The 25,017-nt window shown below is 68.2% G+C and carries 24 protein-coding genes, 1 tRNA gene and 1 pseudogene; 16 read left to right on the top strand and 10 right to left on the bottom strand.

The features are described 5' to 3' along the window. Positions 1 to 138: 138 nt before the first annotated feature. The 4 genes from ACE3N6_RS14915 to hemP form a co-directional block, all read right to left on the bottom strand. Positions 139 to 213, bottom strand: a tRNA-Arg gene (locus ACE3N6_RS14915). A 79-nt stretch (positions 214 to 292) separates the two neighbouring features. Continuing rightward, the gene (locus ACE3N6_RS14920) at positions 293 to 520 is read right to left on the bottom strand and encodes a (2Fe-2S)-binding protein (RefSeq protein WP_374246572.1); all 228 of its coding nucleotides are present in this window, start codon (positions 518 to 520) and stop codon (positions 293 to 295) included. Positions 521 to 560: 40 nt separating this feature from the next. Next, positions 561 to 686 (bottom strand): hypothetical protein, encoded by a 126-nt coding sequence (locus ACE3N6_RS14925; RefSeq protein ID WP_374246573.1) that lies wholly within the window; start codon positions 684 to 686, stop codon positions 561 to 563. Between the two features lie 26 nt (positions 687 to 712). After that, positions 713 to 904: a hemin uptake protein HemP gene (gene hemP, locus ACE3N6_RS14930; protein WP_374246574.1), complete on the bottom strand. Its 192-nt coding sequence runs from the start codon at positions 902 to 904 to the stop codon at positions 713 to 715. 326 nt (positions 905 to 1,230) lie between these two features. Between hemP and ACE3N6_RS14935 the strand changes: the two genes are divergently transcribed. Both ACE3N6_RS14935 and ACE3N6_RS14940 read left to right on the top strand, forming a co-directional pair. Then, positions 1,231 to 1,668, top strand: coding sequence for a DUF2846 domain-containing protein (locus ACE3N6_RS14935; protein WP_374246575.1), 438 nt, complete (start codon positions 1,231 to 1,233; stop codon positions 1,666 to 1,668). A 170-nt stretch (positions 1,669 to 1,838) separates the two neighbouring features. Then, a pseudogene (locus ACE3N6_RS14940) lies at positions 1,839 to 3,752 on the top strand (ATP-binding cassette domain-containing protein). Between the two features lie 9 nt (positions 3,753 to 3,761). Here the strand turns inward: ACE3N6_RS14940 and ACE3N6_RS14945 are convergent. Next, on the bottom strand, positions 3,762 to 4,646 hold the full coding sequence (locus ACE3N6_RS14945; protein ID WP_374246576.1) for an HDOD domain-containing protein: 885 nt from the start codon (positions 4,644 to 4,646) through the stop codon (positions 3,762 to 3,764). Positions 4,647 to 4,810: 164 nt separating this feature from the next. Here ACE3N6_RS14945 and ACE3N6_RS14950 point away from each other — a divergent pair, with 164 nt between their 5' ends. The 5 genes from ACE3N6_RS14950 (at position 4,811) to ACE3N6_RS14970 (ending at position 10,410) form a co-directional block, all read left to right on the top strand. Next, positions 4,811 to 5,818 (top strand): oxidoreductase, encoded by a 1,008-nt coding sequence (locus ACE3N6_RS14950; RefSeq protein WP_374246577.1) that lies wholly within the window; start codon positions 4,811 to 4,813, stop codon positions 5,816 to 5,818. Positions 5,819 to 5,842: 24 nt separating this feature from the next. Further along, a complete protein-coding gene (locus ACE3N6_RS14955; protein WP_374246578.1) occupies positions 5,843 to 7,024 on the top strand; it encodes a response regulator in 1,182 nt (393 codons plus the stop codon). A 62-nt stretch (positions 7,025 to 7,086) separates the two neighbouring features. Next, on the top strand, positions 7,087 to 8,979 hold the full coding sequence (locus ACE3N6_RS14960) for a propionate--CoA ligase (protein ID WP_374246579.1): 1,893 nt from the start codon (positions 7,087 to 7,089) through the stop codon (positions 8,977 to 8,979). Positions 8,980 to 9,043: 64 nt separating this feature from the next. Continuing rightward, positions 9,044 to 9,448 carry a hypothetical protein gene (locus ACE3N6_RS14965; RefSeq protein WP_374246580.1) on the top strand — a complete coding sequence of 135 codons (405 nt, stop codon included), beginning with the start codon at positions 9,044 to 9,046 and terminating at the stop codon, positions 9,446 to 9,448. Beyond that, positions 9,445 to 10,410 (top strand): CapA family protein, encoded by a 966-nt coding sequence (locus tag ACE3N6_RS14970; protein WP_374246581.1) that lies wholly within the window; start codon positions 9,445 to 9,447, stop codon positions 10,408 to 10,410. The genes ACE3N6_RS14965 and ACE3N6_RS14970 overlap by 4 nt, the downstream gene beginning before the upstream one ends. Before the next feature lie 6 nt (positions 10,411 to 10,416). On the opposite strand, the gene glp is transcribed toward ACE3N6_RS14970, so the two are convergent. Next, positions 10,417 to 11,661, bottom strand: a complete 1,245-nt coding sequence (gene glp, locus ACE3N6_RS14975) for a gephyrin-like molybdotransferase Glp (protein ID WP_374246582.1) — start codon at positions 11,659 to 11,661, stop codon at positions 10,417 to 10,419. Between the two features lie 210 nt (positions 11,662 to 11,871). On the opposite strand from glp, the gene ACE3N6_RS14980 reads away from it, so the two are divergent. The 9 genes from ACE3N6_RS14980 to ACE3N6_RS15020 all read left to right on the top strand — a co-directional run bounded on the left by ACE3N6_RS14980 (position 11,872) and on the right by ACE3N6_RS15020 (position 19,594). After that, entirely contained in the window at positions 11,872 to 12,345 is a 474-nt protein-coding gene (locus ACE3N6_RS14980; protein WP_374246583.1) for a 4Fe-4S dicluster domain-containing protein, read from the top strand. Between the two features lie 10 nt (positions 12,346 to 12,355). Then, positions 12,356 to 14,203: an aldehyde ferredoxin oxidoreductase family protein gene (locus ACE3N6_RS14985; RefSeq protein WP_374246584.1), complete on the top strand. Its 1,848-nt coding sequence runs from the start codon at positions 12,356 to 12,358 to the stop codon at positions 14,201 to 14,203. A gap of 95 nt (positions 14,204 to 14,298) precedes the next feature. Continuing rightward, positions 14,299 to 15,585: an NAD(P)/FAD-dependent oxidoreductase gene (locus tag ACE3N6_RS14990; RefSeq protein WP_374246585.1), complete on the top strand. Its 1,287-nt coding sequence runs from the start codon at positions 14,299 to 14,301 to the stop codon at positions 15,583 to 15,585. A gap of 8 nt (positions 15,586 to 15,593) precedes the next feature. Beyond that, positions 15,594 to 15,845 (top strand): MoaD/ThiS family protein, encoded by a 252-nt coding sequence (locus tag ACE3N6_RS14995; RefSeq protein WP_374246586.1) that lies wholly within the window; start codon positions 15,594 to 15,596, stop codon positions 15,843 to 15,845. A gap of 8 nt (positions 15,846 to 15,853) precedes the next feature. Then, positions 15,854 to 16,159: a hypothetical protein gene (locus tag ACE3N6_RS15000; RefSeq protein ID WP_374246587.1), complete on the top strand. Its 306-nt coding sequence runs from the start codon at positions 15,854 to 15,856 to the stop codon at positions 16,157 to 16,159. After that, positions 16,156 to 16,860, top strand: a complete 705-nt coding sequence (locus tag ACE3N6_RS15005; protein ID WP_374246588.1) for an ABC transporter permease — start codon at positions 16,156 to 16,158, stop codon at positions 16,858 to 16,860. Before ACE3N6_RS15000 ends, ACE3N6_RS15005 begins: the two co-directional genes overlap by 4 nt. A 10-nt stretch (positions 16,861 to 16,870) precedes the next feature. Then, complete coding sequence (locus ACE3N6_RS15010) at positions 16,871 to 17,584, top strand: phosphate ABC transporter ATP-binding protein (RefSeq protein ID WP_374246589.1); 714 nt, start codon at positions 16,871 to 16,873, stop codon at positions 17,582 to 17,584. Then, the gene (locus tag ACE3N6_RS15015; RefSeq protein ID WP_374246595.1) at positions 17,584 to 18,387 is read left to right on the top strand and encodes a substrate-binding domain-containing protein; all 804 of its coding nucleotides are present in this window, start codon (positions 17,584 to 17,586) and stop codon (positions 18,385 to 18,387) included. Before ACE3N6_RS15010 ends, ACE3N6_RS15015 begins: the two co-directional genes overlap by 1 nt. Positions 18,388 to 18,724: 337 nt before the next feature. Beyond that, positions 18,725 to 19,594 carry a 2-keto-4-pentenoate hydratase gene (locus ACE3N6_RS15020; protein WP_374246590.1) on the top strand — a complete coding sequence of 290 codons (870 nt, stop codon included), beginning with the start codon at positions 18,725 to 18,727 and terminating at the stop codon, positions 19,592 to 19,594. 39 nt (positions 19,595 to 19,633) lie between these two features. Here ACE3N6_RS15020 and ACE3N6_RS15025 read toward each other — a convergent pair whose 3' ends face one another. The 4 genes from ACE3N6_RS15025 to ACE3N6_RS15040 all read right to left on the bottom strand — a co-directional run bounded on the left by ACE3N6_RS15025 (position 19,634) and on the right by ACE3N6_RS15040 (position 24,773). Further along, on the bottom strand, positions 19,634 to 21,337 hold the full coding sequence (locus ACE3N6_RS15025; RefSeq protein ID WP_374246591.1) for a tetratricopeptide repeat protein: 1,704 nt from the start codon (positions 21,335 to 21,337) through the stop codon (positions 19,634 to 19,636). Beyond that, complete coding sequence (locus ACE3N6_RS15030; protein ID WP_374246592.1) at positions 21,324 to 22,661, bottom strand: hypothetical protein; 1,338 nt, start codon at positions 22,659 to 22,661, stop codon at positions 21,324 to 21,326. The genes ACE3N6_RS15025 and ACE3N6_RS15030 overlap by 14 nt, the downstream gene beginning before the upstream one ends. Before the next feature lie 90 nt (positions 22,662 to 22,751). Next, the gene (gene xpt, locus ACE3N6_RS15035; protein ID WP_374246593.1) at positions 22,752 to 23,360 is read right to left on the bottom strand and encodes a xanthine phosphoribosyltransferase; all 609 of its coding nucleotides are present in this window, start codon (positions 23,358 to 23,360) and stop codon (positions 22,752 to 22,754) included. Between the two features lie 57 nt (positions 23,361 to 23,417). Continuing rightward, positions 23,418 to 24,773: a TAXI family TRAP transporter solute-binding subunit gene (locus ACE3N6_RS15040; RefSeq protein WP_374246594.1), complete on the bottom strand. Its 1,356-nt coding sequence runs from the start codon at positions 24,771 to 24,773 to the stop codon at positions 23,418 to 23,420. Positions 24,774 to 25,017 lie beyond the last annotated feature (244 nt).

Genomic DNA, 25,017 nt, shown 5'->3' on the forward strand with positions numbered 1-25,017 from the left:
AAGCTGATCGGCGAAACGGCACGCCGAAGGCTGTCAAGCTATAGCAGGACGGGACAGCCGTTACCCGACAATCGAGCCTGAGACGCGGAGCGCGCCACGAAAAGAACAAGGCCCTCACGAGGAGGGCCTTGCCGGGTCTGGTCCCCCCGACAGGAATCGAACCTGTATCTGGCGCTTAGGAGGCGCCCGTTCTATCCATTGAACTACGGAGAGAGGAGGGCGGCATTCTATCCCGGCAAGCCCGGAAAACGCCATGCCTTCATGTGTTCCGGGCTGGCAGGGCGCGTGCGTGTCAGGCGGCTTCCTGGATCAGGATGGGGCGGTGGGGTGGGCGTGTGGCGGTGCCGGGCGCGTGCTGGTCGAGGGCTGCGTGAAGGCACTGCTTGGCGCATTGGGCGCAGCGCCCGCAGTCTTCGGTCACCCCCAGTTCCGCGCGCAGGTCGCGGAGCCGGCGGGCGCCGCCAACGACGGCGGATTCGATGTGCTTTTCCGTGACTGCGCGACAAACACAAACGTACATTGTCCAGTTTCCTCCAGTGTTTCGTGGGCGAGCGGAGCGGTCAGTGGATCGGGTAGAGCTGCAGCACCAGATGGACTCCGCCGAAGCCGCCCGCCAGCCCGAGCGCCAGCCACAGCGCGATTTTCAGGGGCGACGGGCGCGGTGAGGTGGGTGAGGCCGATGGCATGGGTGGGCGCAGAGGAGTCGTGAAGATCATTTGGTGAGAATCAGTTTGCCGGCGCGTGTGGTACGTAACGCATAAATCATGCCTTCATGTTCGATGAAGACACAGTTACGGTCGTCGAACAGGTCTTTGCTGCGGATCGGCGTCTCGAGCTGTCCGACCTGGACCCGTGGTGCCTCTGGAGCGTGCGGTGCTGCGGCCATATCGTCAGGGGTCTTCACGGTAATATTAAAGCAAATGAGAACAATTCGTATTAAACATATGGCGCTGCCGTTAGTCAACACGCTTTGCGAGGCTGCGTGACACAGGTCCGCAGCTGAAGAAGTTCGATTCTGCAGGAATCGGGCGGGCGTTTGATGGATCGATCGGGCGTCGTCGCCACCGCCTTCGTCCCGCGCGGCAGGCCAGCGTTACCGGCGGAGCAGAGCCGCTGCCATGTACCTTCGGGGCTTGCCCAAGGTGGCTTCGGCCGGCCCCGGACGATTGCCCCGCGCTATTTGCGGTACATTTGAAATCCACTTATGCAGCGCAAACAGAGGAGCAAGGAATGCGAAAGGCACTGATCGGATTGTTGATGGGCGTGGGGGTGCTGTCGGGTTGTGCGTCCGTCGCGATGGTCGACCCGCAGCGCGACGCCGCAGCCAAGACCTTCGTCGCTCCCGCCGACAAGGCCGGGCTCTATGTTTATCGCAACGAGCTCATCGGTAGCGCCGTCAAGATGGACGTTGCCATCGACGGGAAGGACGTCGGGCAAACCGTCGCCAAGACCTATCTCTACAAGGAAGTTGCTCCCGGCAAGCACGTCATCACGTCTTCCGCCGAAGATACGGCTACCCTCGAGGTGGATACCCGCCCAGGTGCGCTCTATTACGTGTGGCAGGAGGTCAAGATGGGCATCCTCTTCGCGCGCAGCAAGCTTCACCTCGTGGGCGAGGAAGAGGGCCGGAAGGGTGTGCTGGAGACCCGGATGATCGAGACCAGGTAAGGCTCGCGCCCGGCGGTATCGCGGCGTACCGGCTGCATTGCTTCCCGGTCGGGCCCGATGACCGCGGTGAAGTTGTCGCAGCGCGCATCACGGGGTGTCGGGAGCGCGGTTGGCGGGCGGTGGGCGGGGTAGAATCCGCTGCTTTCCTTTTCCCGCCCCTTCACACCGCCATGCCGCTGATTACTCTCGACGATGCCTGCCTTGCCTTCGGCCATGTCGCCCTGCTCGACAAGGCGTCCTTTCAGCTCGATCCCGGCGAGCGGGTGGCGCTGATCGGTCGCAACGGCAGCGGCAAGTCGAGCCTGCTGAAGGCGCTCGCCGGTCAGGCGACGCTGGACGACGGGCGGCTGTGGCGTCAGCCTGGGGCGCGGGTGGCCTATGTGCCCCAGGAGGCGGATTTTCCGCTGGAGCGCAGCGTGTTCGCCACGGTGGCCGACGGCCTGGGCGACGTGGCCCAGCTGCTGGTGGATTACCACGCGGCAACCCTGGCGGTGGCCGAGGATGCCAGCGAGGCCGCGCTGGCCCGGCTCGAAGACTTGCAGCATCGCATTGAAGACGCCCAGGCCTGGCGCCTGGAGCAGCGGGTCGAGCAGGTGCTGGGGCAGCTCAAACTGTCGGGCGAGGCGGCGGTGGGCAGCCTGTCGGGCGGCGGCATCAAGCGCGTGGCGCTGGCCCGCGCGCTGGTGGGCGAGCCCGAGATGTTGCTGCTGGACGAACCCACCAACCACCTGGACATCGACGGCATCCTGTGGCTTGAAGAGCTGATCCGCGACTTTGCCGGGGCGGTGGTGGTCATCACCCACGACCGGGTCTTCCTCGATCACGTGGCGACGCGCATCGTGGAGTTGGACCGGGGCATCCTGTCCAGCTACCCCGGCCGCTTTGCCGACTACCTGGCCCGCAAGGCCGAACAGCTGGACGCCGAGGAGAAGGCCAACGCCCGCTTCGACAAGCTGCTGGCCCAGGAGGAGGTGTGGATCCGCAAGGGCGTGGAGGCGCGGCGGACCCGCAACGAGGGCCGGGTGCGCCGGCTGGAGGCCCTGCGCCGGGAGCGCGGCGCGCGGCGCGACCGGCTGGGAACGGTGAAGCTGGCGCTGGACCGGGGCGAAGGCAGCGGCCAGATGGTGGCCGAGCTGGAGAACGTCAACAAGCGCTTTGGCGACCGGGCAATCGTCCGCGACTTCTCGACGCGCATCCTGCGGGGCGACCGGATTGGCCTGATCGGCCCCAATGGCGCCGGCAAGACGACCCTGCTCAAGCTCATCCTCGGTGGGCTGGAACCGGACGACGGCCGCGTCCGCCGCGGCACCCGCCAGACGGTGGCCTACTTCGACCAGCTGCGCGAGCAGCTCGACCCCGAAGCGCCGCTCACCGAGGTCATCAGCCCGGGCTCGGACTACGTGGAGATCGCCGGTCACCGCACTCACATCATCGGCTACCTGGGGGATTTCCTGTTCTCGCCCCAGCGCGCCCGCTCGCCGGTCAAGTCGCTGTCGGGCGGGGAGCGCAACCGGCTGCTGCTGGCCCGGCTGTTCGCCCGGCCGGCCAACGTGCTGGTGCTCGACGAGCCGACCAACGACCTGGACATCGAAACCCTCGATCTCCTCGAAGACTTGCTGGCCCAGTACGACGGCACGGTTTTTCTGGTGAGCCACGACCGGGCCTTCCTGGACAACGTGGTGACCCAGGTGATCGCCGCCGAAGGCGATGGCCGCTGGAAGGAATACGCCGGCGGTTACGAGGATTGGCTGCGGGTGCGCAAGACCAGCTAGGCCGCCGCGCCAGCCGCGACACCCAAGCCCGCTGCGCCGAAGAAGGAAGCTGCGCCCGCGCCGGCTGCCGGCAACAAGCCGGCCAAGCTGAGCTGGAAGGAACAGCGTGAGCTGGAGTCGCTGCCGGATCGCATTGCGGCGCTGGAGGACGAGCAGGGCGGCATCCAGGCCCGGCTCAACGACCCGGCCATCTACCGGGATGCGCCCCAGGAGGTGCCGCAACTCAACGCTCGCCTGCAGGCGCTGGAGGGCGAGATCGAGGCGGCGATGCTGCGCTGGGAAGAACTCGAGGCCCGTTCGGCGGGCAAGTGAGCCGGGCGCTCAGGCGGTAGGAAGGGCGCCTTCGGCGTTGCCACCGGCCGCCAGCAGCGGCTCGATGGCCTCGTGGGGCACCTGCAGCCGGGCCAGCAGGTTGTCGCGCCCGATGTGGATCAACTTCTCGATGGCCGACAGGTCGTCGGGGATCGCCGGGTTGTCCCAGCCCTGGGCGGTGTGGCGGGCCAGGCTGTTGGCCAGCTGCACGGTGCGCACCCGGGCGTTGTCGATGTAGCGCTCGTCCATCATCGACACCAGCAGTTCGGGCAGGTGCCAGTAACGCACCAGGGCCAGCTGCAGCTCCTTCGCCGAGAAGTTGAACACCGAGCGCTGGGCCACCGCCGAGCGCAGCCCGCGGTCGACGCGCTGGAGTTCATACACCTGCTGGGTGAGGGTTGGGGCGAAGCACCAGCACAGGATCTCGGTCACCTCCGACAGCAGCGCCGCCACGGTCACCTCATCCACATCCAGATCATGGCGCACGATTGCCCAGTCGCGGGCGTAACGGGCGGCCCGGCGGGCGCGGCTGATGACCCGCAGCACCCCCACCAAGGCTTTGGGGTGCTGGGCGATCTGGCCTTCGATGGTGGGCTGGTCGGCAAAATCCCGCAGGAAGGGTGAGATGCCCATCATCATGATCGCCCGCTCGATGGTGGTGATGTCGTGGTTCTGCCGGGCACGCCGGTTGGCCTCGATGTGGATCAGCACCTTCAGCGTCATCATCGGGTCGGAGAGCACCAGCGCCGCCACCGTCCGCCCGTTGATGCTGTCTTCCTGCTCGCGCATCGTCTGCAGCTCCTTCACCGTGTGCTTGAGCACCGGCAGGGGGGATTGGCTGAAGAATGCGGTGTAGCTGTCGATGGTGTCGAGGGGCTGGTGGATCAGGGCCATGGTCGTGCTCCGGCGGGCGATGACCTCATTTACGGCAGGGCGGCTGCGGGATTGAGTGCAGGGGCCGATACGCCGGTGGGCGTGCCGGCGGCCAAGGCTATAATCGGCCGACCAACACAAAAAGGGGTGCCCGTGCGCATCCCGTTCATGAGGAGAGCAAAACCATGTCCAGCGTCCCTAACCCCTTCCAGGCTTTTGTTCTGCGGCAGGACGAGAACCGCAAGGTGCTCGCCGCGATGGAGCCCCTCAGCGTCGACCAGCTCGATGCCGGCGAGGTGCTCATCGAGGTGGCCTACTCCAGCGTCAATTACAAGGATGCGCTGGCCGCCACCGGCGCCGGCAAGATCATCCGGCGCTTCCCGTGCGTGGGCGGTATCGACATGAGCGGGACGGTGGTCGAGAGCGCCGACCCGCGCTTCAAGCCGGGCGACGCGGTGATCGCCACCAGCTACGACATCGGCGTGGCCCACCACGGCGGTTACGCCCAGTACGCCCGCGTGCCGGCCGGCTGGGTGGTGCCGCTGCCGGACGGCCTGTCGCTGTTCGACGCGATGGCCCTGGGCACTGCAGGCTTCACCGCCGCGCTGGGCATCGTGCGGATGGAGGACAACGGCCTCGCGCCCGCCAACGGCCCGGTGATCGTCACCGGCGCCAGCGGCGGCGTGGGCGGCCTCGCCATCGACATGCTGGCGGGCCTTGGTTATCACGTGGTGGCCCTCACCGGCAAGGCCCACGAAGAGGCCTACCTGAAGGATCTGGGCGCCGCCGAGATCAAGCTGCGCGACACCATCGACCCCGCCAAGACCCGTCCGCTGGACGTGGGCCTGTGGGCCGGCGCCGTCGATAACGTGGGCGGCGACATCCTCGCCTGGGTGCTCTCCACCATGAAACAGGCCGGCACCGTGGCCAGCATCGGCAACGCCCAGAGCATCAAGCTCGACACCACCGTGTTCCCGTTCATCCTGCGCGGCGTGAGCCTGCTGGGGGTGGATTCCGGCTACATGGGCGAGCCGACCCGCACCCGCGTGTGGCAGCGTCTGGCCGGCGATCTCAAGCCGCGTCACCTGGCCGCCATGACCCGCACGGTGCCGTTTGCCGAGCTTCCGGGCGTTTTTAACGACTTCATCGCCGGGAAGGTCAAGGGGCGCACGGTGATTGCCGTTAAGGGGTGAAATCCCCAACAGCGAGTCCCCAGCATGAACGATTCAACCGATCAGGCCCTGCCGCGCGTTCTGATCATTGACGACTCCCGGATGGTCAGAGCCTCGATCATCCGGCACGTGCGGGACCGCTTCGATGTACGCGAGGAAGCGGACGGGGAGGCCGGCTGGCGCACGCTGCTGGTCGACCCGACCATCCAGGCGGTGATCACCGACATCGGGATGCCGAACCTGGACGGCTACGGGCTGCTGGAGCGCATCCGCTCCTCGCGCCTGTCGCGCATCAACACCCTGCCGGTGGTGGTCATCTCCGGCGACGACGAGCCGGATGTGCGCGTCAAAGCCAAGAGCGCCGGCGCCACCGACTTCATCTCCAAGAGCATCGGCAACATCGAGCTGCTGGCCCGCCTCGAGGCGCTCACACAGCTCGCCCGCACCCAGCGCGATCTGGAGGAGAGCCGCGCCGCGCTGGCTTCCGCCAGTCCGGTCGACCCCGCCTCCGGGCTCGCCACCCAGTCGTACCTGCATTACCACGCCTCCCAGGAACTCTCCCTGGCCCAGCGCCGGCATGGCGCGCTGACGGTGATGGTGATCGAGATCGACCAGTTCGACGCCCTGGTCACCCGCTACGGGGCCCACGTGGCCCAGCTGGTCAACCGCAAGCTGTCGAAGATCATGGCCACCAAGCTGCGCAAGGAAGACACCGTGGCCGAGCTGGCCCCGGCGCGCTTCGCGGTGGTCTCGCCCAGCACCGACATGGCCGGCGCCTGCGGCTTCGCGATGCGCCTGCGCGGCGCCATCGAGCACATCGTGATGACCTACCGGGAGGAGCGCATCCGCATCCGCCTGACGATGGGCATCGCGGCGGCCGACCCCCAGCTGGCGCAGACCGTGAGCCACCTCATCGGCATCGCCGTCGAGCGGCTCGCCATCGGGCAGGCGGCCGGCGGCAACCGGGTGATCGGCGAGGATGGCGAGGTGACCCCCGAGTCGATCGCACCGCCCGCGCCGCCGCCGGTGAGCATCGACCAGCTTCTGCAGCAGCTCTCCACCGCCGGGCCGGACGTCGGCCTGCGCCGAAAACTCCCGGATGCCATCCGAACCCTCCTTCCCCTGCTGGAATTGATAGAATCCGAGCACCCGTCCGGCCTGCCGCTTGCCACCCTCGCACGCGTCGCACAAGCCGGCCTGGAAACGGCAGCGCACCAAAACGACTGAGCGGGCGCCATGACGTACCGCCAGCGCTGCCCTTGTTCGGACTTTACTTGGGGGAGGAACCCATGGCTTCATACAAGGAATTTCACAAGCGCTCCATCGAAGACCGCAACGGCTTCTGGGGCGAGCAAGCCCAGCTGATCCACTGGAACACGCAGCCCGCGCAGATCTACGACTACTCCAACCCGCCGTTCGTCAAGTGGTTCCCGGGCGGCGAGACCAACCTCTGCTACAACGCCGTCGACCGTCACGCGGAAAGCCACCCCGACCGCAAGGCGCTGGTCTACATCTCCACCGAAACCGACGAAGAGAAGACCTACTCCTTCTCCGAGCTGCGCACCGAAGTCATGCGCATGGCGGCCATCTACCAGAGCCTCGGCGTCAAGAAGGGCGACCGCGTCCTGATCTACATGCCGATGATCGCCGAAGCCTGCTTCGCCATGCTGGCCTGTGCCCGCATCGGCGCGATCCACTCGGTGGTGTTCGGCGGCTTCGCTTCCCACTCGCTCGCCACCCGTATCGACGATGCCAAGCCCACCGTGATCGTCTCCGCCGACGCCGGCATGCGCGGCGGCCGCCCGGTGCCCTACAAGCACCTGCTGGACGAAGCCATCAACTTGGCCGAGCACAAGCCCGCCAAGGTGCTGATGGTCAATCGTGGCCTCGACAAGGACATGGCCGTGGTCGAAGGCCGCGACGTGGACTACGCCACCCTGCGCGCCGCCAACCTGGACGCCAACGTGCCGGTCACCTGGCTCGAATCCTCCGACCCCAGCTACATCCTTTACACCTCCGGCACCACCGGCAAGCCCAAGGGCGTGCAGCGCGACACCGGCGGCTACGCGGTGGCCCTGGCCGCCTCGATGAAGCACATCTACTGCGGCAACGCGGGCGAGACCTTCTTCTCCACCTCCGACATCGGCTGGGTGGTGGGCCACAGCTACATCATCTACGGCCCGCTGATTGCCGGCATGGCCACGGTCATGTACGAAGGCACGCCGCTGCGCCCCGACGCCGGCATCTGGTGGAAGATCTGCCAGGAGCAGGAAGTCACCGTGATGTTCAGCGCGCCCACCGCCATCCGCGTGCTCAAGAAGCAGGATCCGGCCTTCCTCAAGAAGTACGACCTCTCCAAGCTGCGCGCCCTCTACTGCGCCGGCGAGCCGATGGACGAGACCTCCCACCAGTGGATGATGGACGAGCTGGGCATCCAGGTCATCGACCACTACTGGCAGACCGAAACCGGCTGGGCCATGCTGTCGCTGATGCCGGGCGTCGAGAAGCACGACGTGCAGCTGGGCTCCCCGGGCTTCCCGGTGTATGGCTACGACGTGCGCCTGTTCCGCGACGACGGCTCCGAGTGCGGCCCCAACGAGAAGGGCATCGTCGGTGTCGTGCCGCCGCTGCCGCCGGGCTGCCTGTCCACCGTGTGGGGCGACGACAAGCGCTTCGTATCCACCTACTTCACGCTGTTCAAGGAGCCGCTGGTCTACTCCAGCTTCGACTGGGGCATCAAGGACGACGCCGGCTACTACAAGATCCTCGGCCGTACCGACGATGTGATCAACGTCGCCGGTCACCGTCTCGGCACCCGCGAGATCGAGGAAGCGGTGCAGTCCCACCCGGCGATTGCCGAAGTGGCGGTGGTGGGTGTGGCCGACCAGCTCAAGGGCCAGATGCCGATGGCCTTCGCCGTGGTCAAGGACCCGACCACCATCGACACCCCCGAGAAAGTCGCCGCCCTCGAGAAGGACGTGATGAAGATCGTGGACGGCAGCCTCGGCGCCATCGCCCGTCCGGCCCGCGTGCACTTCATCTCCGGCCTGCCCAAGACCCGCTCCGGCAAGATGCTGCGTCGTTCGATCCAGGCCCTGGCCGAAGGCCGTGACCCGGGCGATCTGACCACCATCGAAGACCCGAGCACCCTGGAGCAGATCAAGTCCGCCCTCGGCGCCTGATCCGGCCCTGGGCCAACCCGAAAGCCGACCGGTCTGCCGGTCGGCTTTTTTTGCACTCGACACCATGAAGAAGAGACTTCTGGCGATGTTCGCCCTCGCGCCGGCCGTGGCCCTCGCCGGGGCCCGGGTGGATTGCCACACCGCGTATTTCGGCGACAGCCGGATCGTCTCGGCAGGCCCGACGGCCCAGCCCTACACCGTGGCGCCGGTCGCCTTCGAGCGGGATTTCCTGTTCCGGCTGGTGTTGCGCACCCGGCCCGCCGACGAGGCCGGGGTGACCGTCGCCGTGTACACCCCCACCGCCGACGGCCCGGCCATGATCCAGCAGGCCAGCTACCCGTGGCCGCCGGGCGGTGGCCGCACGCACGGCTTCACCGGCCTGCAGCGGGTCTTCGAGCCGGTCGGCGATGCCGAACTCACCTACTGGTGCGAGGCGCTGCCCGGGCGCACCCGAGGGGCACGCCGATGACCCGCCTCCGATACTGCGCCGCCGCCCTGGCGCTGCTCGCCCTGCCTGCGCTGGCCGACCCGCTGCGCATTGCCTTCGTCGGCGACGTGATGCTGGCCGAAGGCCCGGGGCGGGCGATCGCCGCGGGTGGCGATCCGCTGGCGCCCTTTGCCGCGGTGCTGGGCGAGGCCGATGTGCGAATCGCCAACCTGGAGTGCGCCGTGTCGGCCCGGGGCCAGGCCCTCGCCAGCAAGCGCTACACCTTCCGCGCCGATCCGGGCGCGATGGCGGTGCTCAAGGGGCGCTTCGACGCCGTGTCGGTGGCCAACAACCACGCGGGCGATTTTGGCAAGACGGCCTTCGTCGACACCCTCGATCTGCTCGCCGCGGCCGGCATTGGCCGCATCGGCGGCGGGCGCAATCTGGCCGAGGCCCACGCGCCCTGGTGGATCGAGCACAAGGGCCTGCGCGTGGCGGTGCTCGGTTACAACGAGTTCAGGCCGCGGCGCTTCGAGGCGGATGTGGATGTGCCCGGCGTTGCCTGGGGCGAGGACGTGCAGATCCTCGCCGACATCCGTGCCGCCCGCCGTGCCGGCGCCGACGCGGTGATCCCGTTCATGCACTGGGGCCTGGAGTACGACGAGGCGCCCTCGCTCCGCCAGCGCACGCTGGCCCGGCGGATGATCGACGCCGGCGCAACCCTGGTGGTGGGCGCCCATCCCCACGTGATCCAGCCGGTCGAGCGCTACCGCGACGGCATCGTCGCCTACAGCCTGGGCAACTTCGTGTTCGACGGCTTCGACGCGCCGGAGGCGTGGCAAGGCTGGCTGCTGCAGATCGAGCTGGACAAGTGCGGGCTGGTGGCCTGGCACACCCGGCTGGCCCACATCGACGCAGACGGCACGCCGCATCCGGTGCCCGGCGCGCTCACCCCCTGCGGCCGGCGGGGCGTGCGCGGGGTGGGGGCGTGCCGCAACCCCTGAGCGGCTTCAGATCAGCCCTTCGAAGAGCTGCACCGGCACCGTCTCGCCGGCCGCCACATCGCCGCGGTGCGCGTCGATCACCATGAAGCAGTTGGCCTCGGAGAGGGAACGCAGCACCCCCGAGCCCTGGGCCGACGCCGGCTTCACCTTCCACACCCCGTCTTCGGCGAACAGCCGGCCGCGCAGGAACTCGCAGCGCCCCGACAGCTTGCGCACCGGCGCCACGCACACGGCGGGCATCAGCGGCCGCTCGGGCAGCGGGTCGACCCCCGAGAGCTTGAGCAGGGCATCGAGCACGAACTGGTAGAAGGTCACCATCACCGCCACCGGGTTGCCGGGCAGCCCGAACATCCAGGCCTTGCCGACGCGCCCGAAGGCCATCGGCCGGCCGGGCTTGATGTCGATCTTCCAGAAACCCACCTCGCCCAGGCGCTGCATCAGCGCCCGGATGAAGTCGGCTTCGCCCACCGACACGCCGCCGGTGGTGAGCACCACGTCGGCGCTGTCGGCGGCGGTGAGGAAGGCCGCCTCCAGCGCCTCCGGCCGGTCGGGCACCACGCCCATGTCGATCAGCTCGCAGCCCAGGCGGGAGAGGGCGCCGTGGAGGGTGTAGCGGTTGGAGTCGTACACCTCGCCGGGGGCGAGGGGGCGGCCGACGCTGGCCAGCTCGTCGCCGGTGGAGAAGAAGGCCACGCGCAGGCGCCGGGCCACCGCCACCTCGGCCAGCCCCAGGGAGGCCGCCAGACCCAGCTCGGCCGGGCCCATGCGCTTGCCGCGGGGAATCGCCACGCCGCCCTCGGTCAGATCCTCGCCGGCGCGCCGCACGTGCTGGCCGGCGCGCACCGGCCCCGAGAAAACGATACTGTTTTCGTCGATGTGAGCGGATTCCTGTATCACGACGCTATCGGCGCCCAGCGGCATCACGCCGCCGGTCATGATCCGCACCGCCTGGCCCTTGCCCACCATGCCCGAGAACCCGCGCCCGGCGAAGGCGCTGCCGACCACCGTGAGCCGCGTCTCGCCCGCGCCCGCGTCTTCGGCGCGCACCGCGTAGCCGTCCATCGCCGAGTTGTCGTGGGCGGGCACGTTGCACGGGGCAATCACATCCCGCGCCAGGGGGCGGCCCAGGCAGGCGCGCAGCGCCACCCATTCATGGCCGCCGACCGGGGCCACGGCATCGAGGATGATCCGGCGCGCTTCAGGGACGGAGAGTGTCTGGCGGGGGGCGGCGCATCCTGCGTCGATGCTCATCTTGGGCTCCTGGCGGTCGGTTGGCAGGCAGGATTAGTAACACAAATCGGAACGGCTGGATTCATTGCGGCGGTGCGCATTGACACGCGTGACGACGTCGGTATGCTGGCCGGCGGTGAGTCTGCGCCGGTATGCGGGCCGGTGCTCGCCGCTTCTTTCGCTGCAGCCCCGGTCTGCGTTCTGCGGGCCAATAAAAACGAGGAGACATCCATGTGGAAATCGCTGCACATCGACCCCAAGAAGTGCACCGGCTGCCTTCAGTGTGAAATGGCATGCTCGGTGGAGCACACTGGGGCGATCAATCCTTCCCGGTCGCGCATCAAGGTCTTCAACTTCGAGTCCGAAGGGCGCAAGGTTCCCTACACCTGCACCCAGTGCTCGGACGCCTGGTGCCTCAACGCCTGCCCGGTCGATGCGATCCGCGTCGACGCGGCCACGGGCGCCAAGCAGGTCTTCGACGACGTGTGCGTGGGCTGCAAGGTGTGCACGATCGCCTGCCCCTTCGGCACCGTCAATTACAACCAGGAAACCGGCAAGGTCCAGAAGTGCGACCTGTGCGGCGGCGACCCCGCCTGTGCCGCAGCCTGCCCGACCGGCGCCATCACCTACGTGGATGCCGACTGGACGGGGATCGACAAGATGCGTGCCTGGGCTGCCAAGGCCAACACCGCAGTGACCGAATAAGGAGAGAACCATGGCCTGGAACCGAAAGCTGCTGCGCGTCAACCTCACCGCCGGCACCTGCACCGCCGAACCCCTCAACATGGAATGGGCTCAGGATTACCTGGGCTCCCGCGGGCTCGCCACCAAGTATTTCGTCTCCGAGGTCGACCCGAAGGTCGACCCGCTGTCCCCCGACAACAAGATGATCATGTCCACCGGGCCGCTCACCGGCACGATGGCGTCCACCGGCGGGCGCTACACGGTGGTCACCAAGGGCCCGCTCACCGGGGCCATCGCCTGTTCCAACTCGGGCGGCTTCTTTGGCGCCGAGATGAAGTTCGCGGGCTGGGACATGATTATCTTCGAAGGCCGCTCGCCCAAGCCGGTCTACCTCTACCTCGAGAACGACAAGGCCGAGCTGAAGGACGCCTCCCACCTGTGGGGCACCAGCTGCTGGCACACCGAGGAGACCATCAAGCACGAGCTGCAGGACCCGCTGGTCCGCGTCTCGTCCATCGGCCTGGCGGGCGAGAACCAGGTGCTCTTCGGCTGCATCGTGAACGATCTGCACCGGGCGGCCGGGCGTTCCGGCGTGGGCGCGGTGATGGGCTCGAAGAACCTCAAGGCGGTGGCGCTGCGCGGCACCAAGGGCGTGGCGGGCGTGAAGGACATGAAGGCCTTCATGAAGATCACCGCCGAGAAGAAAAAGGTGCTGGCCGACAACGCCGTCACCGGCCAGGGCCTGCCCAAGTTCGGCACCCAGGTGCTGATGAACGTCATCAACGAGATGGGCGCGCTGCCCACCCGCAACCACCGGGACGTGCAGTTCGAGGACGCCGGCAAGATCTCCGCCGAGGCCATGCACGAGAAGCGCCCCAGCGACAACAAGCCGCACCTCGTCACCAACGCGGCCTGCTTCGGCTGCACCATCGCCTGCGGCCGCATCTCCGAGATCGACAAGGGCCACTTCACGGTGGTGAACAAGCCCGAATACTGGGGCGCCTCCGGCGGCCTGGAATACGAAGCTGCCTGGGCGCTGGGCGCCGCCAACGGCGTGGGCGACCTGGAAGCCCTGCAGTACGCCAACCTGCTGTGCAACGAGCAGGGCATGGACCCGATCTCCTTCGGCGCCACCATCGGCGCGGTGATGGAACTCTACGAGATGGGCGTGCTCACCAAGGAGCAGATCGGCATCGAGGCGCCCTTCGGTTCGGCCGAGGCGCTGGCCCGGCTGGCCGAGATGACCGCCCGGGGCGAGGGCTTCGGCAAGGAGATCGGCGAGGGCTCGAAGCGCCTGTGCACCCGATACGGCCACCCGGAACTCTCCATGACCGTGAAGGGCCAGGAGTTCCCGGCCTACGACTCCCGCGGCATCCAGGGCATGGGCCTCACCTACGCCACCTCCAACCGCGGCGCCTGCCACCTGCGCTCTTACACCGTGGCCTCCGAAGTGCTGGGCATCCCGGTCAAGACCGATCCGCTCACCACCGAGGGCAAGCCCGAGCTGGTGAAGGCCTTCCAGGATGCCACCGCGGTGTTCGACTCGGCCGGCATCTGCGTGTTCACGTCCTTCGCCTGGACGGTGGCCGACGTGCAGCCGCAGATCGAGGCCGCCTGCGAGGGCGACTGGTCGATGGACAAGCTCAACCTGATGGGCGAGCGGATCTGGAACATGGAGCGCCAGTTCAACAACGCCGCCGGCCTCACCCGCAAGGACGACGACCTGCCACCGCGCCTCAAGACCGAGCCGGCCAAGAGCGGCCCCGCCAAGGGCCTGGTGAATGGCATCGACAAGATGTTGCCGGAGTACTACCAGGTGCGGGGCTGGACCCAGGAGGGCGTGCCCACGCCCGAGACCCTGGCGCGCCTGGGCCTCTGAGGGCCGGACGGCCGCAGTACCCCACCTGTCGATCCACGCGCACGCGACGCCGGCTGCGGCCGGCGTCGTTGTGCCTGCGAGATGAGGACTTCCCGATGAAGCATCTGATCCTGGGCAACGGCCCGGCCGGCGTGGTTGCCGCCGAGGCCCTGCGTCGCGCTGCGCCCCGCGACGAAATCGTGATGGTCGGCAGCGAGAGCCTGCCGCCCTATTCGCGGATGGCGATCCCCTACCTGCTGGAGGGCAACATCGACGAATCCGGCACCTACCTGCGCAAGACCCCGGGCCACTTCGACACCCTGGGCGTGCGCCAGTTGAACGGCCGCGCGGTGGCGCTGGACGTGGCCCGGCAGACCGTGCTGTTCGCCGACGGCCACTTTGAGACCTACGACCGGCTGCTGGTGGCGACCGGCTCCCACCCGGTGCGCCCGCCGATCCCCGGCGTCGACCTGCCCGAGGTGCAGACCTGCTGGACCCTCGCCGACGCCCGGGCCATCGCCGCGCTGGCCAGACCCGGCGCGCGGGTGCTGCAGCTGGGCGCCGGCTTCATCGGCTGCATCATCATGGAGGCGCTGGCCAAGCGCGGCGTGCAGCTCACCGTGGTCGAGATGGGCGACCGGATGGTGCCGCGGATGATGACGCCCCAGGCCGGCGGCATGATCAAGCGCTGGGTCGAGAAGCAGGGCATCCGGGTGGTCACGTCGGCGGGTGTGGAGCGCATCGACCGGGCCGCGGGCGGCGATGCGCCGCTCACCGTCAGCCTCTCCACCGGCGACAAGCTGGCCTGCGATCTGGTGATCGTGGCAGCGGGCGTGGCGCCCAACGCCGCCTTCCTCGACGCCACCCCGGTGCACGTGGCCAAGGGCGTGCTGGTGGATGCACGGATGGAGACCTCGGTGCCCGGCATCTTCGCCGCCGGCGACGTGGCCGAGGCGCCGGATCTCTTCACCGGCGCCCACCTGGTGTCGGCCATCCAGCCCAACGCCGCCGACCAGGCCCGCGTCGCCGCCATCAACATGGCCGGCGGCAACGCGCGGATGCGCGGGGTGCTGGCCATCAACGTGCTCGACACCCTGGGGCTCATCTCCACCTCCTTCGGGCAGTGGTGGGGCGAGCCGGACGGGCAGGGCGTCGAGGTGGTGGACGAGGCGGCCTATCGCTACCTCAGCCTCCAGTTCAAGGAGGACGTGCTGATCGGCGCCACCTCCATCGGCATGACCCAGCACGTGGGCGCCCTGCGCGGGCTGATCCAGGGCCAGCTCAGGCTGGGGCGCTGGAAGGACGTGCTGCTCGAGTCGCCCCAGCGCTTCTTCGAGGCCTATCTGGCGGCCACCCAGCCCGACTCGGTGGCTCGCCGGCAGGCCGCCGCCGCCTTCGCCTGAAAGCCCCCATGCGCGTCGTCTTCAAGCTTTTTGCGTCCCTGGCGGACTACCTGCCCGCCGAGCGGCGGGGCAACATCGTGGCGCTGGACGTGCCGGCCGGCACCACGGTGGGCGATCTCATCGCCCAGTACCGGGTGCCCGAAAAGAGCGCCCATCTGGTGCTGGTCAATGGGCACTACATCGCGCCCGGGGCGCGGGCCGGGCAGGTGCTGGCCGAGGGCGACGAGCTAGCGATCTGGCCGCCGATTGCCGGAGGCTGACCCGCCCGATGACGGAAGACGTAAGCGCGCCGGACGGTTTTGTGCGGGAGATCGGCGCGACGGTGGCCGAGTTTGAACGGGGGCTGCGGCTGGCGGTGCCGGATGGCGTCGCCCGGCCGCAGCCCGGCCACCTGCGGGTGAGCGTTGCCGGCACGCTGCTCTCCATCGAAGTCACCGAGCGCCCCGAGCGGCGCCTGGGGCAGTTCCGCCTGCCAGTGCTGCTGGCCCGTTATCGTTTTCTGTCGGGGGATGTGCCTGCCCGGCTGGCGCTGCTGGCCCATCTCGACCGGGCCATGCAGCGGGGGGGCGGATGAGCGGCCTGGGCGCGGCGTTCTCCGACGCCTTCGCGCTGCTCGCCGGCTTCGACCATCGGGTGGCCGAGATCGTCGCCTTGTCGCTGGCGGTGAGCGGGCTGGCGGTGCTGCTGGGCACGCTCATAGGCCTGCCCCTGGGCGCCTGCCTGGGGGTGGGGCGCTTTCCCGGGCGGCAGCTGCTGGTGGTGGTGCTCAACGGCTGCATGGGCCTGCCGTCGGTGGTGGTGGGGGTGGTCGTGTATCTGGCCTTGTCTCGCTCGGGGCCGCTGGGCAGCCTGGGGTTGCTCTATTCCCCCACCGCGATGGTGATCGCCCAGACCGTGCTGGTGGTGCCGCTGATGGCCGCCATCGCCCGGCAGGTGGTGGACGACGCCTGGCGCGACTACGCGGAGGAACTCACCGCGATGGGCTTCGACTGGGCCGGGCGGGTGCGGGTGCTCCTCTACGACTGCCGGCATTCGTTGCTGGTGGCGGTGCTGGCGGGCCTGGGCCGGGCCATGTCGGAGGTGGGCGCGGTGATGATCGTCGGCGGCAACATCGACCGCTCCACCCGCACCATGACCACCGCCATCGCCCTGGAGACTAGCAAGGGCGACCTGCCCCTGGCGGTGGCCCTGGGCATGGTGCTGCTGGCGGTCATCCTGCTGCTCAACGGGCTGGCCTACGCCTTGCGCCAGTGGGCCATGCGGCGTTACGCATGAGGGGGGCGGCGTGTTTCCCCTGAAGGTGAGCGACCTGCGCTGGCATGTGGCCGGCCGCGCCGTGCTGGACGGCCTCACCCTCGAGCTGGGCGGCGACGGCATCACCATCCTGCTGGGGCCCAACGGCGCGGGCAAGAGCGTCTTCCTGCGTGCCCTGTGCGGGCTCATCGAGCCGGAATCCGGCCGCATCGACTGGGGCGGCGGGCCGCGGCCGGCGGCCGGCGTGGCGATGGTGTTTCAGCAGCCCAGGATGTTGCGCGATTCGCTGCTGGGCAATGTGGAGCTGGCCCTGCGCCCGCTGGGTGTGGCCGCCGCCGAGCGGCGCAGCCGCGCCCACGTCGTGCTGGAGCGGGTGGGCCTGGCCCACCGGGCGGCAGACAGCGCCCGCGGGCTCTCCGGCGGCGAGCGCCAGCGCCTGGCGCTGGCCCGCGCGTGGGTCACACGGCCGCGCCTTTTGCTGCTGGACGAACCCACCGCCAGCCTCGACCCCGGCGCGGTCGAGGCCATCGAACGCATCGTGCGGGAGATCCGCACCGACGGCACCCGCATCCTGATGACCACCCACAACCTCGGTCAGGCCACCCGGCTGGCCGATGATGTTGTCTTTATGGATGCGGGCAGAGTGTGCGAGCATGCGCCTGTGCAACGTTTTTTTGCCCGCCCGGCATCCCAGGCCGCGCGGCTTTACATCCAGGGAGAACTACCGTGGCGCATGGCTTTCTGATGCTCCTCAAATCCACGCTGCTGGGCCTTGTCGCGCTGGCCTCCGCCGCCCAGGCCGGCGAGACCATCGTGCTGGCCTCCACCACCTCCACCGAGCAATCCGGCCTGTTCAACTTCATCCTGCCGATCTTCGAGAAGACGTCGGGCATCGCCGTCAAGGTGGTGGCGCTGGGCACCGGCCAGGCCCTGGACGTGGGCCGGCGGGGCGACGCGGACGTGCTGCTGGTGCACGACCGGGCCGCCGAGGACAAGTTCGTGGCCGAAGGCTACGGCGTGGACCGCCGCGACGTGATGTACAACGACTTCGTGCTGGTGGGCCCCGCTGCCGACGCGGCCGGCGTGAAGGGCGCCAAGGACGCCGTGGACGCCTTCGGGCGCATCGCCCGCAAGGGCGCCGGCTGGGTCTCCCGCGGCGACCGCAGCGGCACCCACGCGGCCGAGCTGCGCTTCTGGCAGAGCGCCGGCGTGGAGCCCAAGGGGCAGGGCTGGTACAAGGAGGCCGGCGCCGGCATGGGGCCCACCCTCAACATGGCCGCCGGCATGGGCGCCTACACCCTGGCCGACCGCGGCACCTGGGCCAGCTTCAAGAACCGCCAGGATCTGGCCATCCTCTACGCGGGCGACCCCAGGCTCTACAACCCCTACGGCGCGATCCTGGTGAACCCGGCCCGGCACCCCCACGTCAAGCGCGCCGCGGGCGAGCGCTTCATCCAGTGGATCACCTCGCCCGAAGGCCGTCGCGCCATCGCCGCCTACAAGATCGGCAACGAGCAGCTGTTCTACCCGCTGCCGGCAGGGCGCTGACGCGGTTCGGGCCCCTGGGCTCCCGGCGGGAGCAAAAAGCCCCGTACCCGGATCTTTTTGCTCCCACCCCGGCGCTTTTCTCTCCCGGTCGGGACCAAAAAGCGCTCAACCGGGGCCTTTTTGCTCCCGACCGGGAGCAATTTGTTCCAGCCTGAAACCAATTAGCTCCCGACCGGGAGCAAAAAATATCCGACCGGGAGCAAAAAGCCCCCAACTCAGCGCAAAAAGATCCCGGTCGGAGCGGCCGGGCTCCGACCCCGGCGCACCTTCGCATCGCGCCGCTCAGGCTGCGTTGCGGCCCTCATTCCATCATTCCATCACTCAGGAGAACCACGCCATGAAATCCGTCTTCCCCATCCCTGCCCTGGTGCTGCTTGCGCTGACCGGCCTGCCCCTGGCTGCCCACGCCGCCTGCCCCACCGATCTTGAAGCTGCCGCCGTGGCCGCCGCCATCGTCGCCCGCCAGCCGGTGCCCGTCCCCGCCGGCGAGATGAGCGTGGCCGACGGCCTGTGCGGCCGCGACAAGGTGGTGCGCTATCTGGCCCAGATCTCCGGCCCGGTGGTGGGCTACAAGGCCGGGCTCACCAACCTGGCGGTACAGCAGCGCTTCAAGCACGACGCGCCCCTGCGCGGCACCCTGTTCCAGGGCATGCTGCTGCGGGATGGCGCCGAGCTTGCCGTGGATTACGGCATCCGCCCGGTGTTCGAGGCCGATCTGGTGGTGGAGGTGGCCGACCCGGCCGCCCTTGCCAAGGCCGACACGCCCCTGGCCGCCCTCAAGGCGCTCAAAAGCTACGCCCCCTTCATCGAGCTGCCCGACCTGATGGTGGCCGACCCCTCCAAACTGGGCGGCGCAATGCTGGCGATGGTGAACGTGGGCGCCCGCGCCGGTGTGCTGGGCAAGGCCACCCCGATCCAGCCCAGCCCCGGGCTCGCCGACACCTTCGCCACCATGACCGTCACCCTCACCGACGCCACCGGCGCCGTGCTCGACACCGGCAAGGGCAGCGCCATCCTGGGCAACCCCCTCACCGCCGCCAGCTGGCTGGCCCGCGATCTGGCCAGCGCCGGCATCCCCCTCAAGCGCGGCGACCTGCTGTCGCTGGGCTCCTTCACCAAGCTCTTCCCGCCCAAGCCGGGGATGGCCGTGACGGCGAAATACGAAGGGCTGCCGGGGAACCCGACGGTGGGGGTGAGGTTCCGCTGAGGAAGGCGGGCTGAAGCCGGGGCATCGCCCGGCGCTTGCTCAGCCCGGGCCTGCCTGGGCCAGCATGGCCTGGAGCCCGGCAATCATCTCGTCGAGCCCCTCGACCAGCAGCCCCCTGGTCTTGAGTGCCCGCGCAATGTCGAGGGCGTGCCTCAGGTGCTCGACCGCGTGGGCTGGGTCCGTCTGGGCGATGCGGACGAGGGAGACGATCAGATCGCGCTGGTAGTCGGCGCGCTGGGGTTCGGCCTGGGCGAGCCGCTGGGCGATGTCGAGGGCTTTGAGGAAGTAATCGCGAGCCTCGTCGCCCTTGCCGAGGGCGGTCATGAGGTCGCCGAGCTTGTTGTAGGAGACGGACAGGTCGCGCTGATAGTCGGCGCGCTGGGGTTCGGCCTGGGCGAGCCGCTGGGCGATGTCGAGGGCCTTGAGGAAGTAGTCGCGGGCCTCGTCGCCCTTGCCGAGGGCGGTCATGAGGTCGCCGAGCTTGATGCAGGAGACGGACAGATCGCGCTGGTAGTCGGCGCGCTGGGGTTCGGCCTGGGCGAGTCGTTGGGCGATGGCGAGGGCCTTGGCAATGTAATCGCTTGCTTCATTGCTCTTGCCCAGGGCGACCATTAAAGCGCCCAACCTGTTGTATGAAACAGAAAGGTCTCGCTGATAAATGGAGTGCTGGGGTTCGACCTGGGCGAGCTGCTCTCGAATATCGAGAGCTTTTTCAAAGTACTCATGAGCCTCGAAGGCGTGGCCTAGGGAGGTCATAAGGTCGCCGAGTTTGTTGTAGACGACTGAGAGATTACGTTGGTAGTTGGTGTGCTGCGGCTCGGCTAAAGCTAGTCGCTCACCGATGGCGAGGGCTTTGAGAAAGTATTCGCGCGCGTCCTCGCCCTGGCCAAGAGCGGTCATGACTTCGCCTAGACGCTCGAAGGCGACGGCGAGGTTGGCGTGGAGACTCGCGATATCTGGTTTGGCAGCGATCAGTTGCTCAAGGATGTCTCGTGACTCCAGATAGGCCTGCACTGCATCCAAGGAGCAGCCACTTCGATGCATTGCATCGCCCAATCGACCTAGCTGGATGACCAGCGTGTGCCTAATGTCCAGATTGTCCGGGTTGGCGCTTGCCCGCTGACGGAGCGCCTCCACTGCCTGACGGAGGGCAGGAAGCTCATCCGCGGTGGAGGCGAGGGGCGCGAGACTAATTTCGGCGGACGGCGCGGCTTGGATGAATTGGGACGATGGGAGGGTGGGCTGCGCTTCCGCCTCCAGCCGCACAGACACCCCGCGGATAGACCAGAAATCCGGTGCCTCGTGGGCGAAGATCGGTTCGAGGGTTGGGGACAGGCAGAGCAGTAGCGCCGCGTCTACCTGATCGGCGACGGCGTTGCGTTGTTCGTTGAGGCGCCGGAAGAGCTGTCGCCAGGCGGGGATTTCCGTTTCGGCGACGAAGCTTGCGTCGAGCACAGCCAGTACCCGCTCGTCGGCGGCCGGGGGGGGCAGGGTGGAGAGCCCTTCGGTGACGGCGGCGGTGAGCGCGCTGTCGAGGGGCTTGTCGGGAGAGAAGGTGGCGGGCAGCAGCGGTCGGGTAATCAGGCTTCCGCCGCGGAGCGCGGGGATGGCTTCGGCGAGTGTCGTCAGGCTTTGGCCGACTTGAAGAGGCGAATGACAGACGAGGATGTGGAACTGAAAACCGTCGCCGAGCGCCAGGGCGTTGGCCAGCCGCTGCAGCGCGGCTTCGTTATTGCTGGACATCAGGATCGGCGGCTGGCGCCGCGAGGGCGGCGAGGGCGGTCTTGACGCCCGGGATCTCGGCCACCGCGGGGTGGAGGTTGAACCACGATTCGCCGTTCACGTAGCGCAACACGGCGTTGTTGAGGAGCATCTGATCGGCGATCTGGCGGTGACCGTCGTTCAGCGCGGTGTAGTTGCGCTCCTTTGCTACCAGCGCCAGCCACTCGAAAGCGTCGGCGGTGACGATCATCCGGTAGGCGTCTTTCAGCTCGTTGAAGATGCGTTGGAAGTCGGGCTCGGAGAGGGGAAGGTGGGAATTGGCGAGGGCCGACTGGAGCAGGCGGACGATCTCCCGCGGGTAGCCGCCCGACCAGCGGATGAGTTCGGCGATGCGTGCTTCACAATCGGGGCCCAGGACTTCGGCCAGCACGTCGTCCGGGATGCGTCGGCGGACGAGTTCGCGTGCCGCAGTGACGCCCGGCGCGAAGGGGCTGCCGTCGAAGTTGGCGAGCTTGATCATCGGGAGAAAGCTGACATCCTCGAAGCGCCGGCTGACCAGTGCAGTAGGAATGGTGTAGAGCACATGCACCGGCAGATGCAGATGAGGCGCGCCGCCGGCGAAGATGCGCTCCGCGCTGGCCAGCACTTCCTCCCAGTTTCCACTGGTTCCACGGAGCTTCTCGAGGGAATCGAAAATGACCACGAGGCGCGAGCGGCCGAGTTGCCTGGCGCGGTCTTCAAGCAGCACGAGTTCGTTGCGGGCTTCGCTGAGAAAGGACGACAGGTGACTTGAGATGATGGACCTGACCCTGCGGCGCAGGCTGGGGCGGGTGCGCATTTCGGCCACCAGCTTGGCGCCGCCCGGAATCGAGAGTTCGCCCTTGCCAAGGTCCAGATCGGTGCGGCACAGCCAGTTCCAGAGGCGCTGGAAATAGCCTTCGCCCATGGCTTTGTCGGTGTCCTTGCCCTCGGCTTTGAGCACAGCCTCTTCGACCGCGAACAGGATCGCGGCGATCACATCCGGGATATCGACCGGATTGGTGAGGTCCAGCATTTTTTCGCCATCTACCAGCACCGGTAGAAAGTTGGCGCAGTCGGGATCGGCCAGTCGTTCGGACAGTCGGCGAAGTTCGGTGGACTTGCCGGAGCCGGGCAGCCCCGTGAACAGGATGAAGACGGGAGGGTCGGACATCTCGATGCGTCGCCCGAGCCTTTCGACCCAGTTGATGCCGCGCACCTTCTCGGTGCCATACCCGTCGATATCCAGATTGCGCTCGTCACTGGGGGCGAGGGATTCGAGGAAGTGACAACGGTTGTAGTACTTTCTTTGGGTGGCGAAATCCATGGGATGCGTCCTGGCGAAGAGGGGGGCTGTTGCGTGTGGCGACGGCGATTCTAACGCGAACGGACGAGCAAGCTGCCACCGGCGGAAGGCTCACTCCTCCCGCGGCTGGACGAGGATGGCCTGGCTGTTTTCCAGGCGTTCTACCTGGGCCAGGGTGGAGACGGGGACGTGCAGGGCTTCGATGTGTTCGCGGCCGTGCTTGAAGCGCTTCTCCACCACGAAGCCCGCGCCCAGTACGTCGGCGCCGGCTTCGCGGGCCATCTCGATGAGGGCGGCGGCGGTGCGGCCGTTGGCGAGGAAGTCATCGACGATCACCACCCGCTGGCCGGGGCGGATGTAGCGGGTGGAGATGGCCAGCCGCGTCTCGGCGCCCTTGGTGGGCGAGGGGATGCTGCGGCAGATGGAGGGGGCTTCCACGTCGGTGGAGTATTTCTTGGCGTACACCATCGGCACGCTCAGGGCCTGGGCGACGATCAGCGCCGGGGCGATGCCGCTGGCTTCGGCGGTGAGGATCACGTTGGGCTGGAAGAAGGACAGCCGGCGGGCAAGCTCGTGGGCCAGCTCGAAGATGAAGCCGGGTTCGATGCGGTGGTTGAGGAAGTGGTCGATGACCAGCATCTGGCCGTCGACGCTGCCTTCGGTTTCGATGCGGCGGACCAGCGGGGCGTAGGGGGCGGTGAGGTCGAGGTGGGGGCTCATGATGGGGCTCTGCGGGAAACGGCGATTGCGGTGCCGGGCCTGGCCGGCACGCTCACTCTAGGACGATGACGGGGGGCTTGTCGTGACGCTTTCCGCGAGTCGGGCCAGCCGGCGGCGGACAAGGCCAATATGTTCACGCAGGGTGTAAAGCTCGTTGCTGAAGGCAAGCGGCAGCTTGCGGTGGGCGGCGCGCATCTCGATGCGGTCGAGGCGCAGGTTGAAAGCCTGGAGGGCTTCCGGGGTGCGGGCGGCGTCGGGCTGGGCGTCGATCTCGGCTTCGAGGTATTTGAGTTCGCCATACCAGCGGTACACCCGCGAGCGCATCCGCCAGTTGTAGATGCCGGGGACGATCTTGGTGAGGGGGATGACGACCGCGAAGAAGGGCAGCACCATCACCAGCAGCCGGTCGATGAGCACCGCCAGCCAGAAGGGCAGGTAGCGCTGCAAGAGCGGCGGGCCGGAGTCGTAGAAGCGCTGGGCCATGGGGTGCAGCGGCAGGGCGTGGTCGCGGGGGGTGGGGAAGGCGTTGGCGTCCTGGAGCAGGCCGGGCGGGCTGTGGATCTCGCGGGCGTGCTTGAGGAGCAGGGTGACGATGGCCGGGTGGATGTCGGCGCGCACCACGAGGTTGGCGGTGGCGGCCAGTAGTTGGGTGTCCCGGGCGGGCTTGTCGGCCTGGATCTGGATGGCGCCCCGGGGCAGCACCACCTTGACCAGATGGGGGAAGTGGCGCACGTAGCCGTCGGCCTGGGCGAAGTTGAGCAGGTTGACGTCGTCGGTGTGGAGGAGGGCATCCACCACCGGGGCCTGGGGCGCGCCCACCACGAAGAAGGCGTCGACGTCGCCGCGGCGCAGGGCCTCCACGGCGTCCATGCCGCCGATGGCGAGGAGCTTCGGGTCGTCGGTGGCGAAGCCGTTGGCGGCCAGCAGCTGCAGCGCGAAGAGCTGGGCGCCGCTGCCCTGCACGCCGATGGCGATCCGCCGGCCCTGGAGCTGGTAGAGGCGGTCGTACCGGGCGTCGCCCCGGTGGAACACCCACACGGGTTCGAGGTACATGCTGCCCAGGGTGGCGAGATCGTCGGACTCGGGCTCGTTGGCGATGCCGCCCTGGACGAAGCCCACGTCCACGTCGTCGTCGGTCTTGAGGCGGCGGAGGTTCTCGACCGCGCCGCTGGAGGGGCGAAGCTCGACTTCGATGCCTTCCTGGGCAAACTTCTCCCGGTAGCGCTCGCCGAAATACTGGTAGGCGCCGCCGGCCACGCCGGTGCTGATGACGATCTTCTTGGGGGGCGCCGGTTTGACGAACTGCCAGGCCAGCACGAAGGCGGCAGCGACGAGCAGCAGCGCCGGCAGGGCGCGCAGCAGCAGGTCGCGCAGGTTGCGGGTGTCGCCGGAGGCGGAGGTGGGGCGGCGCATGATGGGGGGGCGGTCGTGCGGCGTTGGGGGGGGCGAATCTTACCGCGCCGGACGCCGGGTGGCATCGGGTGGCTTCTGCCGGGGGCGATTCTCCGGTACATTTCGCGCCCGGCTTTGATGTAAAAGGTGTTTTCGACGATGACCCGGCTGCTGCTCGCCCCGATGGAGGGGCGCGCCCGCCACGTGCGGCGCGAGGTGCTGACCCGCGTGCCCGGGTACGACCACGCGGGGACGGAGTTCGTGC

Source organism: Zoogloea sp. (genome assembly GCF_041904905.1).
Lineage (GTDB): Bacteria > Pseudomonadota > Gammaproteobacteria > Burkholderiales > Rhodocyclaceae > Zoogloea.

Coding starts and splice junctions, on each gene's coding strand:
- ACE3N6_RS14920 (WP_374246572.1), bottom strand. CDS start 520: ATGTACGTTTGTGTTTGTCGCGCAGTCACGGAAAAGCACATCGAATCC.
- ACE3N6_RS14925 (WP_374246573.1), bottom strand. CDS start 686: ATGCCATCGGCCTCACCCACCTCACCGCGCCCGTCGCCCCTGAAAATC.
- ACE3N6_RS14935 (WP_374246575.1), top strand. CDS start 1,231: ATGCGAAAGGCACTGATCGGATTGTTGATGGGCGTGGGGGTGCTGTCG.
- ACE3N6_RS14945 (WP_374246576.1), bottom strand. CDS start 4,646: ATGGCCCTGATCCACCAGCCCCTCGACACCATCGACAGCTACACCGCA.
- ACE3N6_RS14950 (WP_374246577.1), top strand. CDS start 4,811: ATGTCCAGCGTCCCTAACCCCTTCCAGGCTTTTGTTCTGCGGCAGGAC.
- ACE3N6_RS14955 (WP_374246578.1), top strand. CDS start 5,843: ATGAACGATTCAACCGATCAGGCCCTGCCGCGCGTTCTGATCATTGAC.
- ACE3N6_RS14960 (WP_374246579.1), top strand. CDS start 7,087: ATGGCTTCATACAAGGAATTTCACAAGCGCTCCATCGAAGACCGCAAC.
- ACE3N6_RS14965 (WP_374246580.1), top strand. CDS start 9,044: ATGAAGAAGAGACTTCTGGCGATGTTCGCCCTCGCGCCGGCCGTGGCC.
- ACE3N6_RS14970 (WP_374246581.1), top strand. CDS start 9,445: ATGACCCGCCTCCGATACTGCGCCGCCGCCCTGGCGCTGCTCGCCCTG.
- glp (WP_374246582.1), bottom strand. CDS start 11,661: ATGAGCATCGACGCAGGATGCGCCGCCCCCCGCCAGACACTCTCCGTC.
- ACE3N6_RS14980 (WP_374246583.1), top strand. CDS start 11,872: ATGTGGAAATCGCTGCACATCGACCCCAAGAAGTGCACCGGCTGCCTT.
- ACE3N6_RS14985 (WP_374246584.1), top strand. CDS start 12,356: ATGGCCTGGAACCGAAAGCTGCTGCGCGTCAACCTCACCGCCGGCACC.
- ACE3N6_RS14990 (WP_374246585.1), top strand. CDS start 14,299: ATGAAGCATCTGATCCTGGGCAACGGCCCGGCCGGCGTGGTTGCCGCC.
- ACE3N6_RS14995 (WP_374246586.1), top strand. CDS start 15,594: ATGCGCGTCGTCTTCAAGCTTTTTGCGTCCCTGGCGGACTACCTGCCC.
- ACE3N6_RS15000 (WP_374246587.1), top strand. CDS start 15,854: ATGACGGAAGACGTAAGCGCGCCGGACGGTTTTGTGCGGGAGATCGGC.
- ACE3N6_RS15005 (WP_374246588.1), top strand. CDS start 16,156: ATGAGCGGCCTGGGCGCGGCGTTCTCCGACGCCTTCGCGCTGCTCGCC.
- ACE3N6_RS15015 (WP_374246595.1), top strand. CDS start 17,584: ATGCTCCTCAAATCCACGCTGCTGGGCCTTGTCGCGCTGGCCTCCGCC.
- ACE3N6_RS15020 (WP_374246590.1), top strand. CDS start 18,725: ATGAAATCCGTCTTCCCCATCCCTGCCCTGGTGCTGCTTGCGCTGACC.
- ACE3N6_RS15025 (WP_374246591.1), bottom strand. CDS start 21,337: ATGTCCAGCAATAACGAAGCCGCGCTGCAGCGGCTGGCCAACGCCCTG.
- ACE3N6_RS15030 (WP_374246592.1), bottom strand. CDS start 22,661: ATGGATTTCGCCACCCAAAGAAAGTACTACAACCGTTGTCACTTCCTC.
- xpt (WP_374246593.1), bottom strand. CDS start 23,360: ATGAGCCCCCACCTCGACCTCACCGCCCCCTACGCCCCGCTGGTCCGC.
- ACE3N6_RS15040 (WP_374246594.1), bottom strand. CDS start 24,773: ATGCGCCGCCCCACCTCCGCCTCCGGCGACACCCGCAACCTGCGCGAC.